The following is a 15005-nucleotide window of genomic DNA, read 5'->3' as shown; positions in this document are numbered from 1 at the left end:
TGTTTCTGCCGCGGAAACTCCAGTTTCCGCGACAGAGATATTTCTAATTCTTAAAGTTTAATTCACTTCCGTCGAATCCGACGACGACCGGACGCTCGCGATGGATCTTGCCGCCAAGAATCTCTTTCGACAGCTCGTTAAGCACGAGGTCTTGGATCACTCGTTTGACGGGGCGCGCACCGAACTGCGGGTCATACCCTTTCTCGGCCAGATAAGCCATCGCTTCGTCGGTAAATTGCAGGGTGATGCCGTTTGCGGCCAGCATTGTCTGCACATGCTTCAGTTGCAGATCAACGATCTGACGGATTTCCGACTCGTCAAGCGGCGTGAACATGATAATCTCGTCGATACGGTTCAAGAACTCGGGACGGATGCTTTTCTTCAGCAAGTCGAGTACCTGCGTCTTCGTCGCGGCAATTACCTGCGGACGATTGGCTGCCGTCATCCGCTCGAAGTTTTCACGTATCAGCGATGAGCCCATGTTGCTCGTCATGATGATGATCGTGTTCTTGAAGTTCACGGTTCGTCCTTTGTTGTCGGTCAGTCGGCCGTCGTCGAGTACTTGAAGCAACACATTGAATACGTCCGGGTGAGCCTTCTCGATTTCGTCGAACAGCACGACCGAGTACGGTTTGCGCCGGATGGCTTCGGTCAGTTGTCCGCCCTCGTCGTAACCAACGTATCCCGGAGGTGCTCCGACCAGCCGCGTGGCGCTGAACTTCTCCTGATATTCGCTCATGTCGATGCGCGTCATCATGTTCTCGTCGTCGAACAGATACTCGGCCAGCGCTTTGGCCAGCTCGGTCTTTCCGACGCCTGTCGTACCGAGAAAGATAAACGAGCCGATGGGCCGTTTAGGGTCTTGCAGCCCTGCCCGACTGCGACGTACGGCGTCGGCAATGGCACGGATCGCTTCCTCCTGTCCGATGACGCGCCGGTGCAGCTCGTCTTCGAGATGCAGCAGCTTGTCACGCTCGCTCTGCATCATCTTGCTGACGGGGATACCCGTCCACCGCGACACAACGTCGGCGATATCCTCGCCGTCGACTTCCTCCTTAATCATTGCCGCGCTTCCCTGCATCTCGTGGAGCTGCATCTGGATGGCTGCGTTCTCTTCTTCCTTGGCTTTGATCTTACCGTAGCGTATCTCGGCCACCTTACCGTAATCGCCTTCGCGCTCGGCACGGTCGGCCTCATATTTCAGCGACTCGATGTCGATCTTGTTCTGTTGAATCCGGTCGATCAGATTCTTTTCGCTTTGCCAGCGAGCCATTTGTTTTTTCTCGTCCTCCCGCAGGTCGGCGATTTCTTTGCTTAATTGCTCGAGTTTCGCTTTGTCGTCTTCGCGTTTGATGGCTTCGCGTTCAATTTCGAGCTGAGCGATGCGGCGCGATACTTCGTCGAGCGACTCGGGCACCGAATCGACCTGCATCCGCAGACGTGCCGCCGCTTCGTCCATCAGGTCGATCGCCTTGTCCGGCAAGAAACGGTCGGTAATATAACGGCTCGAAAGCTGCACGGCGGCAATGATCGCATCGTCCTTGATACGTATCTTATGATGATTTTCGTATTTCTCCTTCAGACCGCGTAAGATCGAGATCGTATCGGCCTCGTCCGGCTCGTCGACCATCACCGTTTGGAAGCGACGTTCTAACGCTTTGTCTTTTTCAAAATATTTCTGGTACTCGTCAAGCGTCGTCGCGCCGATGGCACGCAGTTCTCCGCGTGCCAACGCCGGTTTGAGGATATTGGCCGCGTCCATCGCGCCTTCGCTTTTTCCCGCGCCGACCAGCGTATGAATCTCGTCGATAAACAGAATAATCTGTCCGTCGGAGCGGCTGACTTCGTTGACTACGGCTTTCAGACGCTCTTCAAATTCTCCCTTGTATTTCGCTCCTGCAATCAGAGCGCCCATGTCGAGCGAAAAGATTTGTTTGCTCTTCAGGTTCTCCGGCACGTCGCCCCGCACAATACGATGGGCCAATCCCTCGGCGATCGCCGTCTTACCGACTCCCGGCTCACCGATCAGGATCGGGTTGTTCTTCGTCCGGCGACTTAAGATCTGCAACACGCGACGAATCTCTTCATCGCGCCCGATCACCGGATCGAGTTTCCCCGACCGTGCCCGTTCGTTGAGGTTGATGGCGTATTTGCTCAGCGAATCGTACGTATCTTCGGCCGATTGACTCGTCACTTTGTTGCCTTTCCTCAATTCTTCGATAGCGGCGCGTAAGTCCTTCTCAGTCATGCCGGCGTCTTTGAGCATCTGCGACGCGTCGCTTTGTTCCGTAAGCAGCGCCAATACGATATGCTCGAGCGAGACATACTGGTCGCCCATTTTCCCGCAGTAATCGATGGCTTTTTGCAACACGGCGTTAGCCTCACGGCTCAGGTAAGGCTCGCCTCCCGCAACCTTCGGATACGACTCGAGTTTTCGATCCAACAGCTGATGTAAGCCCGCTGCATGGATGCCCAACTTCTGAAACAGGAACTGCATCATGCTCTCCCCTGTCAGAATGACAGCTTTCAACAGGTGCGTGGCTTCGATGCTTTGCCGGTTTTGCATCCTGACCAGCTCGACCGCCTTCTGCACCGCTTCTTGCGATTTGATGGTAAAATTGTTTAAATTCATTTCTTTCTCCTCCTTTGTTTTTTGCGATAATTTATTTCATACGAGCTATACGACAAATAAAATGCCACAGAGCGAATCATGACAGAATGGCGCATTTCTTCCAGACATGGACGCGGATGTTCTTTTTAATCGGTTTAGCGTATAATTTTCGATTTTATGATACCTTTGTTGTCCGAAAATCATGATCAAGCAATGAGAATATTACATATCGAGACATCGACTAAAGTTTGCTCCGTCGCTTTATCCGAAGGCGGGAGCGTTGTTTTTGAGAAAGCGTCGTTCGAAGGGCCCTCGCACGCGTCTTTGGCCGGTCTGTTTGTCGAAGAAGCCGTGTCCGTGGCCAAGGGAACACTCGATGCCGTAGCCGTCAGTGCCGGCCCGGGTTCTTACACCGGATTGCGCATTGGGGTTTCGTTGGCCAAAGGCTTATGTATGGGAGCCGGCGTTCCGCTGATTGCCGTACCGACGCTTGAGTTGCTTGCTTCCGAAGCCATCCGGAAGCACGGAGACCCCGAGTGTTTGTATTGTGCCATGATGGATGCCCGACGGATGGAAGTCTATGCAGCGATATACGATGTTCGTTTGCATCCCGTGCGGGAAACAATGGCCGAGATCATTACGCCCGAAAGTTACGATTCGTGGCTGGAAACGCGACGCGTGTGCTTTTTTGGCGACGGAGCCACGAAATGTCAGCCCGTTCTTACATCGGAACACGCTGTTTTTCTTGACGAGGTTTATCCGTTAGCGATTGCGATGGCACCATTGGCCGAAAAGGCTTTCCGCGAGAAAAGATTTGTCGACACGGCGTATTTCGAACCGCTCTATCTGAAAGATTTTATCGCAACAACTCCCAAAAACAAAGTGCTTGGAAAATAAATCGGATGAAACGTTTCTATTCTTTTCTCTTTTTGTTTTACTGCTGTGGAGCACTTTATGCGCAGCAGCCTGCGGGAGGAGAGGGTGCGTTAAGTCGTATCGACAGTTTTCGGACGGTCATCAAGGAGAAGATCGAAGCGACACGAACGAATTATAATGCCGACAGCGTGCGTGCGATTATTGAAAACGGCCCGTATTTCGGAGTGTTTCGGGATAATTATTTTATCGGCGGCATCCCCGTAGGTCAGAAGATTAGAGCGGAAAATTCGAATGTGAAATTTCAACTCAGCGTAATCCAGCGTCTGACAAAAAGTAAATTACCCTTCGACACCTATTTGTTTCTTCAGTTTACGCAAAAGACCGTCTGGAATGTCTTAGAAGAATCTCTGCCGATGCGTGATCTGAATTTTAATCCGGGGATTGGACTCGGTCACCTGATTGTCTATCAGAACCGATATATCGGAAAGGCTTTTTTGATGCTCGAACACGAATCGAACGGAAAAGACGGAGAAGCATCGCGCAGCTGGAACAAAGTGTCGCTTAGCGGAAGTTTAATGGTCAGTCCGCATGTGGAACTACAGCTCAAAGCATGGATACCGATTATCGACGGGGAGAACAACCGGGATATTCTCCGATACAACGGTCTGGGACATTTCGGACTCAGCTATCGTACGAGCAATCGCCGGATTCAGGCCGGAATGCTGGCTACGTGGCGGAACAAATCTTTTAGCTTCAATACGCAATGGGAGCTTAGCTATAAATTGCATAAGAACGAAAACCAATATTTATTCCTCCAGTATTATAACGGCTACGGTGAGAATCTGTTGGATTACGACAAATTCAAAAGCGTGGTTCGTGTCGGCATGGTCATCAAGCCGCGAGACTTTAGCATTTTCTGATACTCTTTCTGCGGATAATCGTTGCTGAAAAAACGGTCTGAATCCGAAAAAAAACGGAGGCCACCCACGCAGCCTCCGTCTTAGTCCGATTTGTTTCCCGATCTTTCTTACATCACTTCCGACGGGATATCGATTTCTTTTATTTCCTCTTTATCGGGAGAGATACCGACAATGCGATCGACTACATAACGCGAGTAGCCGCGCCAGGGAATCGCGCCGAGATACTCGACATAATGAAGCTCTACGGTTTGACCTCCTGCGCTCATCAACTCTTCCGCCACGGCTTTGTCCGAAACGGAAAATACGAACTCGTTCGACTGGATGCCTCCGTCCGCACTGGGGCGAATACCCGACTGGATCAGTCGGCCTTCGTAGGTCTTAAATATAATTCCCTTGTAAACGACGTAATTCAATCGGCCGGTTTTGATACCTTTGGCAAATGGAAAGTAGTAATAAAACGAACCTCCTGCCAGCAAAACCGCTACGATTACCAACAACGCGATATTACGTATCTTGCGCCATTTGCGGCGGCGTTGTTCCACTCTTTCTACTTTATCTACCAACGATTCCATACCTTATGATTTATTTAATGCCCAGCTTTGATTTGATGGCTTTAGGCAATGCATCTTTGTGAAGGACGATGTTCATGGTCTTGTAAGCGACAAACGTTTCCGATGCATACCAAAGTCCTTTGTATTTGCTCTCCGTACCCCACGAGTTTTTTACCATGTAGAACTTCTTGCCCGTCTGGTCTTTCGCGATACCGTAAATCAACATACCGTGATCGTCGGTTGTCTGATAATTGTCGTAAGCCTGCTGGCGAAGCTCCTGCGTCACTTCGATTTCTTTGCAGGGTTTTTCTACCATTTTTCTGATTTCGGCCTCTTTTTCCGTTCTGCTCAGCCCGACCCAGCGTGCCTGATCCGAACCGGACGATTCCAACGCTTCGATATCGGCGGCTACGGCAATCCCGTTGCGGGTAAAGCCTCTTTCGCTCACGTCCGAGCCCCATGCAATCGTGTAGCCGTTGTTGATGGCATGATCGAACACTTCCATCAGCTCATGGATCGGGAGGTTATAGCTCTGTGCCCAGCGCCAGTTGTCTTCGATTTCGAGCGGGAACTGCGAATAGAACGGATGATGCGTATAAGACGTCAGCGAAACGTAATCATCGAAGTTCAGTCCTAACGACTCGCCGAAACTTTTGGGGGTATATTGTTTGCCCTGATACGTAAAGGTCTCGGGGAGTTTGCCCAGATACGTGTCGATGACACCGTCGAAGCCTTTTTTCCATGCCGTCGACAGTTTTTTGTCCGGATTCTTGATGACCGCATTCACATAAGCCGTAGCTATTTCGGACAATTCTCCGTGCACATGAGTGTTTTCGCCATATTCCAACCCCTTGTAAAGGTCGGCCGGTACAGCGCCGTAATGTTTGAACACATAAATCACATCGGCAAACGAACCTCCCTGCGCAAAGTTCAACTTACCGTGCAACCGCACGAACTTATCGGCCTTATCTTTGTACGAATGGTTGGCAATGAACATCTCCGAAAGGTTGTATTCGCCTTTTCCCGTCCGCAACAATTCGGCTTCGATCAATCCCACACCCGAAAACGACCAGCATGTTCCCGTACGATTCTGGTTCTTTACCGGTGTTATCTTCAACTCCTTGACGGTTGTAAATTGATAGCCGTCTTCCTTTTGCACTTGCTGTTCCTCTTGTGCATGCACCGAAGAAAACGATGCAAACAAAAGGACACTCAGTGTCATCCATTTTTTCGTCATGATATGTTTAATTTTGAATAATGCGCAAATATACGTTTTTCGTTTTATACATGCGATTTTTTCGTTACTTTTGTTGAAAAAAATACGCGAATAAAGATTTAAACAAGAAGAGATGAAACTGGAAGGAAGAAGAGAGAGCACGAATGTGGAAGATCGCCGCGGAAAGTCCGGCGGACGTAAGGCTTCGTTAGGAATCGGAGGAATGATTATTGTCGGACTATTGATGTGGATGATGGGCGGCAATCCGCTCGATGTTTTACAGCAAGTCGGTGGGATGGGGCTTTCGGACGGAGCAGAAACGGAGTATGTACCGACCGAAGAGGAGCAGCGATTGTTTACCTTCTCAAAAATTATCTTTGCGAGTACCGAAGATGTCTGGACCGATCTCTTCGCACAACGCGGACTGACGTATAAAAGCCCGCGACTCGTTATTTTTCATTCGAAGACGACATCCGGATGCGGAAATGCGTCGTCGGCAACCGGTCCGTTCTATTGCTCGGCCGATCAGACCGTCTATATCGACTTGTCGTTTTTCAGTCAGATGGAGACTCAACTCAAAGCAGGGGGCGATTTCGCGTATGCTTACGTGATTGCTCACGAAGTAGGGCATCACGTGCAGTATTTGCTCGGAACGCTCGATCAAGTACACCGACAACAAAGCCGGATGAATCAGGTGGAGAGAAATCGACTGAACGTACGACTCGAATTACAGGCTGATTTCTATGCCGGCGTTTGGGCGAATCACGAAAGCAAACGTTTTCAATCCATCGAAGACAAAGATATCGCCGACGGACTCAATGCCGCATCGCAAATCGGCGACGACCGCTTGCAAATGGAAGCGCAGGGATATACGGTACCCGATGCCTTTAATCATGGCACGTCCGCGCAACGCATGGGCTGGTTGAAGAAAGGCATTCAAACAGGCAATCCGGCCGATGGCGATACGTTTTCCCCGAATTACTCGGATCTATAAAGAACTTTTTTCTCAAACAGATACCTGAGATGAAACACGAACTTTGCTGCATCGGCCATATCACCCTCGATAAGGTCGTAACTCCCGGAAACACGGTTTATATGCCCGGAGGGACGTCTTTCTACGTCTCGCACGCGCTTAAACGCTTCGACGACCTCAACTATGCGCTGGTTACTGCTGTCGGGGTATCGGAACGAGGTGTTACGGACGAACTGACGGCGCTGGGTATCCGTACAACCGTTCTGCCGAGCCCGTATTCCGTGTATTTTGAAAATATTTACGGTGACAATCCCGACGATCGCACGCAGCGCGTGCTGGCTAAGGCTGCTCCGTTTACCATAGAGCCGCTGCGTGACGCAGATGCCGAGATTTTTCATCTCGGAGCGTTGCTGGCCGACGATTTTCCGCTCGAGACGCTCCGGTATCTGGCCGGCAAGGGCCTGATTTCGGTCGATTCGCAAGGATACCTGCGTGAAGTACGCGATACGCACGTGCACGCGACCGATTGGACAGACAAACACGAAGCATTCCGATTTATTCACTTCCTCAAAGCCAACGAGCAGGAGATGGAGGTGCTGACGGGCTACAAAGACGCTCCTCGTGCGGCAAAAAAGCTCTACGAATGGGGAATAAAAGAAGTGCTGCTCACATTCGGAAGCATGGGCTCGCTGATTTACGACGGGCGCAAGTTTTATCGCATACCGGCTTATATTCCTCGCAAAGTGGTCGATCCGACCGGTTGCGGCGATACCTATATGGCCGGGTACCTTTATCGCCGCACCAAAGGAGTGACCATCGACGAGGCAGGCAACTTCGCAGCCGCTCTCTCGACCTTAAAAATCGAACGTTCCGGGCCGGTAGACGCAAGCGTGGAAGACGTGAAGCGGGTGATGCGTGAAAATGCGACCTGCATGCCGAATATCGACGGAAGCATTCATCCATGAAACTAAAGCGAACGGGAAAATATCTCGTTTCGCAGTTTTAAAAAGCGGATTAGGAAGACAGATAATCCTGCATGATACCTCTTATGATGTCACAGGTTATTTTGTTTTTTAAGACGACGTATCCTTGTCACTGAGTCCGAATAAAAAACAGCAAATGTCTCATCGGGGCTGCCGTTATAGTTTGCCGACATTTGCTTTGTCCTCCTCTATGTCTTCTTGCGAATGCCCGTAAACACTTTAATAGCCTAACATGGCTTCAGGAGAGATGCCTAATACTTTACATAGTAATCTTGCTATCTTCAGGGAGGGCTCTGAACGTCCGGAGATGTAATCATTCACTCTTGATGGACTAACTCCAATTTCTCCGGCTAGTTGCTTTTGCGTCATACCTTTTTCTTGAAGCCCAAACTCAATCAAGTCCGAAACCGTTGGTTTGTCGATAGGATAATGTTCTTCCTCGTAAGAGATAATTATATCAGAAAAAATAGTTAGTAAGACGGCATTGCTGTCAGTTGCAGGTACACTGTCATCTACGAGAGGTAAAAGTTCCTCAACTTTCGCTAATGCGACCTCGTACTGCTGTTTTGTTATTTTGCTCATGTCCTTTTTCTTCATTATATAGTTGAACAATCAATCTTTTCATATTCTTTATGAGTTCCAACCCAGCGTATATAAACATATCCTATGGTAAACTTAATAACTACGACCAATCGATAACTGTTTCCTCTTATATTGAATACATAGTGTTGGTTACCCACATAGTCGATAGCAGGAAAATCAACTTTTATATCCGATAGGCTTCTCCAATTAGCCTTTTCGGTTATATCGTACCAGCGCTCCAGAGCTAAACGTGTATCTTCACGTCCTTTCGTTTCATAAAATTCTTTTATTTTTTTATGTGATACGATTCTCATTCTTTTCTTCTTTTACGATACAAAGATAGTGTGAAAATTTTGCACAACAAGATTTTTACACTATAAAAGTTTTAGAAAATAGAATTTCGATCTTTTCTGTTTGTCTCTTCTTTCTTCCGGTGGGAAAGTCATATTAGACAAGAAAAAAGTGATTGGACAATCTTATATGATGCTGTGCAAAGTGGGATTTTGTGGTTATTTTGAGCGTGATTTTAAAAAAAAGACACCGATCTTTCCATAAAAGGAACCGGTGTCTTTAAATCGTTTGGTCGGGGTGACTGGATTCGAACCAGCGACCACGCGCCCCCCAGACGCGTACTCTAACCGGGCTGAGCTACACCCCGCAATCGCATTTTGCGGCGCAAAGGTATAAAATTAATTGAGAACGGACAATGCTCGACCGATATTTTTCTCGTCAAGTTAAAAATATACCGTACTTTTGCAGGCATAAAACAGAAGAAAAGACAAAAGAGATGGAACGAATCTTAGTGACCGGGGGGGCCGGGTTTATCGGTTCGCATTTGTGCGAGCGACTGGTAAGAGAAGGTAACGATGTGATTTGCCTCGACAATTATTTTACTGGAAACAAGAACAATATCCGTCATCTGCTGGGCAACGACCGTTTCGAGGCCGTGCGGCACGATGTGACTACGCCCTATTACGCCGAGGTAGACAAAGTCTATAACCTCGCCTGTCCCGCATCGCCCGTTTATTACCAGTATAACCCGATCAAAACGCTGAAAACGTCGATTTACGGCGCGCTGAACATGCTCGGACTGGCCAAACGCGTGGGTGCGAAGATTCTTCATGCCTCGACGAGCGAAGTATATGGCGACCCGACGGTGCATCCTCAGGTCGAATCGTACTGGGGCAACGTGAATCCGATCGGTATCCGCTCGTGCTACGACGAAGGGAAGCGCGCGGCCGAAACGCTTTGCATGGATTATCACCGGCAGCACGGGATACGTGTCAAAATCATCCGTATCTTCAATACGTACGGCCCGCGCATGGATAAAAACGACGGTCGAGTGGTGTCGAACTTCATTGTGCAGGCTTTGACGGGGAAAGACATCACGATTTACGGAAGCGGAACGCAAACACGGAGCTTTCAATATATCGACGATTTGGTAGAAGGGATGTTGCGCATGATGAATACGGGCGACGACTTCAACGGACCGGTCAATCTGGGCAATCCGGGCGAGTTTTCGATGCTCGAACTGGCGCATGAGGTGATTCGTCTGACCGGATCGAAGTCGAAAATCGTCTTTGAGCCCTTGCCGCAGGACGATCCGAAGCAGCGAAAGCCCGATATTTCGCTCGCGTTCGAAAAATTAGACGGTTGGCAGCCCACCGTCAAGCTCGAAGAGGGATTGAAGAAGACGATTGCTTACTTCGACGAGTTGTTGCGGAGCGAAAAACAGACGCGTCCCTGATTTTTTCATTCTTTGCGGTATCGGAACGACGATCTCGCGAATAAAAACGGCCGCGCGTGCCGTTAAAAGAACACCGTGGGGGACTGTTTCGACACGAAATGTGTCGAAACGGTCTTCCACGGCTTCGTAAACCGTGTTAATGGGGCGGTCGTCCGTGTCCTTGTCCGAAAATACCGGGCATGCGCATGTCCGAAGCCTTCCCGCCGCCTTTGAAAATGCTGAAGCGGTAGATGAAATAGAGCATGGCGTAGCTGTTCAGGGTGTTGTATTCCGTATAACGGATGGCGCTGGCCGTGGCACTGTAAGAGATGTTGCTGCGTTGTCGGAGGATGTCGTAGACTTTGAATCGAAGTATTCCGGCATTGTTCTTGAGGAACGTTTTGGAGACGGAAGCGTTCCAAAGCCATTCTTTCTGTTCGTATCCGGCGGAATAGCCGGCGTTGGCCGAGTAATCGATGTCGCTTTCGATCTGGAAGTTGTACGGAAGGTAGAGCGTTGTGGAAGCTCCGCCTCCGTAGTTGAAGGTATGCAGATCGTTTTGCCCTTGAAGCGTGTTGTGCGTCCGATTATAGCGGATGTTTCCGTTGAGACTGAAATCGAAAAGGTCGGAACGGTAGTTGATGGCCGCGCGTTGAGAGAGGGTCATCGCTTTGCTGGTATTCTTTTCACCGTCGATGTATCCGCCGGCGTTGGAATAGCGCGCGAAGGTCATGGAAAAGACGGAGAACTTGTTGTTTTTGAGGGGCACGTTGAAGATGGCGCGCACGTCGGCATTGAAATTTCCGTCGACGTTCTCGTAAGTCGTGGTGCGTTTGCCGGTACGTCGTTCGGTTGTCGTTTTATTGACAATGTCGTTGAGGATATAGTTTCCGTTGGCCATCAGCATGTAAGCCGTCTGCGTTTCGGGGATGAATTTGCCGAAGCGAACGCGAAGGTTGTTCGTGTAAGTCGGACTCAAGTTCGGATTACCGATGATGGTGTTGAGCGGATCGGAAACGTCGGGCACGGGTTGCAGTTGCGTCATGTCGGGTTGTCCGGTGCGTCCGTCGTAATCGACGCGCAGGTCGGTTCGTTTATCGAACCGGTAGCGTAATTGCGCGGTGGGAGAATAATTCATGACATTGCGCGACATGGAATAGAGCGTGCGGTCGCCGACGAAGGTTTCGGTTCGGGTGTAAGAGGGGTCGACGTTGAATCCGACGGTGAGGGTGTATTTTTCTCTTACGGCTTTGAAGGCAAGACTGACGCGCTGTTCGACGGCATGGTTGCGGGTGCTTTTGCTGTAGGCCGTGTCGAGTCGGGTATAGTTTCCGCTGCCGTCGTCGACGTAGGCGTCTTTGAGCAATTCGCGTCTGTTTTCTCCGATTCGGTACGTGGCCTGTATGAAATTGTTGTGTCCGACGGGTTCGACCCACGAGACGAAGGCGCGATAGTTATATCCGCTGTTGTCGTAGCGTACGCGCTGGTCGATAAGGCCGACGGAGTCGGCGAAAAGGAGGTATCGGGTGGCGGAATGGTTCTGTTCGTTGCCGTATGAGCTGTTGAGTCCGCCGGAAAGCGATCCGCTGAGGGTGCGTCCCTTGCTGTTGAGTTTGCGACTGAAATCGAGGCGTGCCGAAGCGTTGTAGCCTTCGCCGTCGGAAAGGGAGTAGGAGCGCGAAGTGTTGACCGAGTCGCGCCGACCGCTTAGCGTGTAGGCATCTTCGTGTTCTTCGTTACGCGTTTTATGATAGGAGAACTCGGGTTGGAAGATGAAATGGGTTAATGTGTCCGGCTTCCATTCCATACGGAGGTTGACGCCCACGTTATCAGTGCGTGTGCGGGCGGAAGTTTTATTGTAGTCGTACGAAGAGCTGTCGGCGGGCAAGATATTTTGCCGATTGCTTTGCGAAAGGGCGTCGTTGTCGGAATGAGCGTATTGTACGTTGCCGCCGACGGTGAAGCGCGGGTTGAATTCTTTGCTGAAGTTCGTCCCGATGTTGCCCGATGAGGTGATTCCGTTGCCCGCTCCGAAGCCTCGGAAGCGTCGGCGTCCGCCTCCCATGCCGCTGAACATGGCGGCGGCAAAATCGGTAAATCCCATATTGTTCGTGTTGTTGAGACCGCCGATGAGGGAGAACTGATCGTTTTCGACAAAGCGATTAATCATCATGTTACCGTCGTAACGCCTTCGGGTGCCGTATCCGCCGATGAGGTTTCCGAACCATCCCTGTTTCATGCCGGGTTTAATGGTGAGGTTGATGACGGCTTCCTCGTCGCCGTCGTCGAAACCGGTCATCTGCGCCATGTTGCTGCGTCGTTCGTAGGTTTGTACTTTATCGACCATCTTGGCGGGGAGGTTTTTGGAGGCTACTTTCGGGTCGTCCGAAAAGAATTCTTTTCCGTCGACAAGTATTTTCTTGATTTCTTTCCCGTTGATCGTCACCTTGCCTTCGGAATTGACTTCGACGCCGGGCATTTTTTTGAGCAGGTCTTCCAGCATCGATCCTTCGGCCACTTTATACGAGTCGGCGTTGTATTCGATCGTGTCGTTTTTGACTTGAACTTCAACGGCCTTGGCCGTGACGACGGCCTCGCCGAGCATGACGCTTTCGTCGCGCATGGTAATCGTACCGACGTCGACCGGATTCGTTCGATTCGTGATTTCGAGCAGTTGGTAGACGGGTTCATAGCCTACGAAAGTGACATGCAGCAGATAGTCGCCCGCTTTAACGCTCCGGAGGATGAAGGATCCGTTACGGCCGCTCACCGTACCGTTCACCATCGAGCTGTCTTTCATGTTGAGCAGTCGTACAGTGGCCTGTTCGACGGCTTCTTTGCTCTGTTCTTCAATAATTGTGCCTTTCACGTCCACCTGAGCGACGGCGCAGATGGTAAAAAGAAGAAAGGCGAGCATAAAAAATGATTTACCTCGTCGTGTCATAAATTTCTTTTTTTAGTTTGTCGTTTTATTATAAGCAATAGACGAACCCTTATCGGAAAAGTTTAAATAAAATCTTCTTTTTTTTTATTTTTATGGAGAGAATAAGGACTGAAAGCGAGAAGTTGTAAGACCTCAACTGTTATTTTCGCCATAAACCGGATACGAATTCGCCCGAACCGGATCGATTTTGATTGCAGAGGTGTATTTATTGCAACAGTAAGGATTATTTTCGACAATAAACGTAAAATAATCGCGTTTCAATAAAAAAATAAATATAGGTGGATTTGAAAGGCCTGATCTTTATTTTCATGATACGGATGAAAAAGTGTACGTTGAGGGGCTGGGGGAGGTCTCGGCCGATAGCGATCCGATCGTTGTCATGATGAAACTCAAAGAAAACTTGTAGAAGATGCCTTTTTCGATGATGAAGAGGTCGTTTTTCATTGTGAACTGACAATATTTCATGCGAGAGACGCCATATTCGACTGTGAAGACATCATATTTGAGTGGGAAGGTCTCATATTCGAGTGTGAACTGACAATATTTATATCGTAACTGACAATATTTCATAGTTCATGCTCCATATTCGAGTGGGAAGGTTTCATATTCGAGTGTGAACTGATCATATTTTATTTTTCATGCGTTATATAGAGAAGTGAAGACCTCTTATTTCATGATCAAGATAATTAAAACCATTATGATAACATCGCAAAGAACCGGATCGATCGAATAATTGGAAAAGAGAACGTTAAAATGAATGATGCAATAAGCAAATTGTTTATTGCGTAATGAGGAAATCGTTGTAGAGTAGCTGTTTATCTTAGTTTGAACTCTGTTTAAGTATTGCGAAAAGAAATAACCCAAATTTGTTATGTTTATTTAACTATTTTGTGCTTGTTTTCTGATTTTGATTTGTTATTTTTGGCAAAAAATATTATTCACGAATCAAAAGAAAATATTATGAAACGGAATCATGAAAATTATTTGACCATGGCAAATACGACTATGGAAGTGATGAGCAGACGTAATGGGGAATGGAGCCATATTCCGCGTATCGTTCATGTAGTATCGGACATCAAAGTAACAATGGACAAAACCAATGAGGCGCACCGAGGCACATTGATCGTCACGACGGGAGCGACACAGAACAAAGCGGAGTTGATTCAGGATGCTGTGGCTTCGGTGGTTAAACTTTGCAAGCCTGTGGCAGTGTATGCGGTCGATAAAAATGACATGAAACTGCACGACGAACTGAGCGTAAGCAAAGCCTCACTGCTTCAGCTGCGTGACTTGTTATTGGTTCAACGTTTGACGCATCTGGTTCAATTAGTGGAGTCATGTCTGCACCATTTGAACGATTATGGCGTAAAGGAAGAAGATGTAAAAGCTGCCAAGCTATTGATTGAACAATTATCGACTATCGTTACGCAGCCTCGCGAGCTGACGGCGGAACGGAAATCGAAAAATGAACTGTTTGCCGAATTGATCGGAGAACTGCGTAAGCAATTTTATCTGCTGGACAGTCTGATGAAACTGTTCGACCCGTCGGAACTCTATACGGAGTATCGGAATGCGCGCATCATCGTAAATCTGGGACGACGCAAACAGAAAGAAGAAGAACCG

General features: G+C 48.9%; 12 protein-coding genes and 1 tRNA gene. 6 read left to right on the top strand and 7 right to left on the bottom strand.

Annotated elements, in window-relative coordinates; genetic code table 11:
* Positions 1-43: 43 nt before the first annotated feature.
* Positions 44-2632, bottom strand: coding sequence for an ATP-dependent chaperone ClpB (gene clpB, locus Q4A89_RS10080; RefSeq protein WP_303185293.1), 2589 nt, complete (start codon positions 2630-2632; stop codon positions 44-46).
* A gap of 192 nt (positions 2633-2824) precedes the next feature.
* Between clpB and tsaB the strand changes: the two genes are divergently transcribed.
* Together tsaB and Q4A89_RS10070 are read left to right on the top strand one after the other, a co-directional pair.
* On the top strand, positions 2825-3508 hold the full coding sequence (gene tsaB / locus Q4A89_RS10075) for a tRNA (adenosine(37)-N6)-threonylcarbamoyltransferase complex dimerization subunit type 1 TsaB (protein WP_303185292.1): 684 nt from the start codon (positions 2825-2827) through the stop codon (positions 3506-3508).
* 5 nt (positions 3509-3513) lie between these two features.
* The gene (locus Q4A89_RS10070) at positions 3514-4407 is read left to right on the top strand and encodes a phospholipase A (protein WP_303185291.1); all 894 of its coding nucleotides are present in this window, start codon (positions 3514-3516) and stop codon (positions 4405-4407) included.
* A 107-nt stretch (positions 4408-4514) separates the two neighbouring features.
* Here Q4A89_RS10070 and Q4A89_RS10065 read toward each other — a convergent pair whose 3' ends face one another.
* Positions 4515-4979 (bottom strand): hypothetical protein, encoded by a 465-nt coding sequence (locus Q4A89_RS10065; RefSeq protein WP_303185290.1) that lies wholly within the window; start codon positions 4977-4979, stop codon positions 4515-4517.
* Between the two features lie 10 nt (positions 4980-4989).
* Positions 4990-6195 carry an aminopeptidase C gene (locus Q4A89_RS10060; RefSeq protein ID WP_303185288.1) on the bottom strand — a complete coding sequence of 402 codons (1206 nt, stop codon included), beginning with the start codon at positions 6193-6195 and terminating at the stop codon, positions 4990-4992.
* A gap of 112 nt (positions 6196-6307) precedes the next feature.
* Here Q4A89_RS10060 and Q4A89_RS10055 point away from each other — a divergent pair, with 112 nt between their 5' ends.
* A complete protein-coding gene (locus Q4A89_RS10055; protein WP_303185287.1) occupies positions 6308-7168 on the top strand; it encodes a neutral zinc metallopeptidase in 861 nt (286 codons plus the stop codon).
* A gap of 29 nt (positions 7169-7197) precedes the next feature.
* Positions 7198-8112, top strand: a complete 915-nt coding sequence (locus Q4A89_RS10050) for a PfkB family carbohydrate kinase (protein WP_303185286.1) — start codon at positions 7198-7200, stop codon at positions 8110-8112.
* A gap of 237 nt (positions 8113-8349) precedes the next feature.
* On the opposite strand, the gene Q4A89_RS10045 is transcribed toward Q4A89_RS10050, so the two are convergent.
* The 3 genes from Q4A89_RS10045 to Q4A89_RS10035 form a co-directional block, all read right to left on the bottom strand.
* Positions 8350-8712: a type II toxin-antitoxin system HigA family antitoxin gene (locus Q4A89_RS10045; RefSeq protein ID WP_303185285.1), complete on the bottom strand. Its 363-nt coding sequence runs from the start codon at positions 8710-8712 to the stop codon at positions 8350-8352.
* A gap of 14 nt (positions 8713-8726) precedes the next feature.
* Positions 8727-9026: a type II toxin-antitoxin system HigB family toxin gene (locus tag Q4A89_RS10040; protein WP_303185283.1), complete on the bottom strand. Its 300-nt coding sequence runs from the start codon at positions 9024-9026 to the stop codon at positions 8727-8729.
* A 266-nt stretch (positions 9027-9292) separates the two neighbouring features.
* Positions 9293-9370 (bottom strand) — tRNA-Pro (locus Q4A89_RS10035).
* Positions 9371-9499: 129 nt separating this feature from the next.
* On the opposite strand from Q4A89_RS10035, the gene Q4A89_RS10030 reads away from it, so the two are divergent.
* Positions 9500-10459 (top strand): UDP-glucuronic acid decarboxylase family protein, encoded by a 960-nt coding sequence (locus Q4A89_RS10030; protein WP_303185282.1) that lies wholly within the window; start codon positions 9500-9502, stop codon positions 10457-10459.
* 136 nt (positions 10460-10595) lie between these two features.
* Here Q4A89_RS10030 and Q4A89_RS10025 read toward each other — a convergent pair whose 3' ends face one another.
* Positions 10596-13382 (bottom strand): TonB-dependent receptor, encoded by a 2787-nt coding sequence (locus Q4A89_RS10025; protein ID WP_303185280.1) that lies wholly within the window; start codon positions 13380-13382, stop codon positions 10596-10598.
* Between the two features lie 960 nt (positions 13383-14342).
* On the opposite strand from Q4A89_RS10025, the gene Q4A89_RS10020 reads away from it, so the two are divergent.
* Positions 14343-15005 (top strand): hypothetical protein (locus Q4A89_RS10020; RefSeq protein ID WP_303185279.1); only part of this gene is annotated, 663 nt, incomplete at its 3' end.

This window comes from Tannerella sp. (assembly GCF_030528505.1).
In the GTDB taxonomy this organism is placed as follows: domain Bacteria; phylum Bacteroidota; class Bacteroidia; order Bacteroidales; family Tannerellaceae; genus Tannerella.
The sequence above is the reverse complement of the archived record's forward strand: the minus strand, read 5'-3'. Positions and strand labels throughout refer to the sequence as shown.

Excerpts from the sequence above, each read along its gene's own strand:
- Q4A89_RS10050 (WP_303185286.1), top strand. The coding sequence starts at position 7,198 with ATGAAACACGAACTTTGCTGCATCGGCCATATCACCCTCGATAAGGTC.
- Q4A89_RS10030 (WP_303185282.1), top strand. The coding sequence starts at position 9,500 with ATGGAACGAATCTTAGTGACCGGGGGGGCCGGGTTTATCGGTTCGCAT.
- Q4A89_RS10070 (WP_303185291.1), top strand. The coding sequence starts at position 3,514 with ATGAAACGTTTCTATTCTTTTCTCTTTTTGTTTTACTGCTGTGGAGCA.
- Q4A89_RS10045 (WP_303185285.1), bottom strand. The coding sequence starts at position 8,712 with ATGAGCAAAATAACAAAACAGCAGTACGAGGTCGCATTAGCGAAAGTT.
- Q4A89_RS10060 (WP_303185288.1), bottom strand. The coding sequence starts at position 6,195 with ATGACGAAAAAATGGATGACACTGAGTGTCCTTTTGTTTGCATCGTTT.
- Q4A89_RS10025 (WP_303185280.1), bottom strand. The coding sequence starts at position 13,382 with ATGACACGACGAGGTAAATCATTTTTTATGCTCGCCTTTCTTCTTTTT.
- Q4A89_RS10065 (WP_303185290.1), bottom strand. The coding sequence starts at position 4,979 with ATGGAATCGTTGGTAGATAAAGTAGAAAGAGTGGAACAACGCCGCCGC.
- clpB (WP_303185293.1), bottom strand. The coding sequence starts at position 2,632 with ATGAATTTAAACAATTTTACCATCAAATCGCAAGAAGCGGTGCAGAAG.
- Q4A89_RS10055 (WP_303185287.1), top strand. The coding sequence starts at position 6,308 with ATGAAACTGGAAGGAAGAAGAGAGAGCACGAATGTGGAAGATCGCCGC.
- Q4A89_RS10040 (WP_303185283.1), bottom strand. The coding sequence starts at position 9,026 with ATGAGAATCGTATCACATAAAAAAATAAAAGAATTTTATGAAACGAAA.
- tsaB (WP_303185292.1), top strand. The coding sequence starts at position 2,825 with ATGAGAATATTACATATCGAGACATCGACTAAAGTTTGCTCCGTCGCT.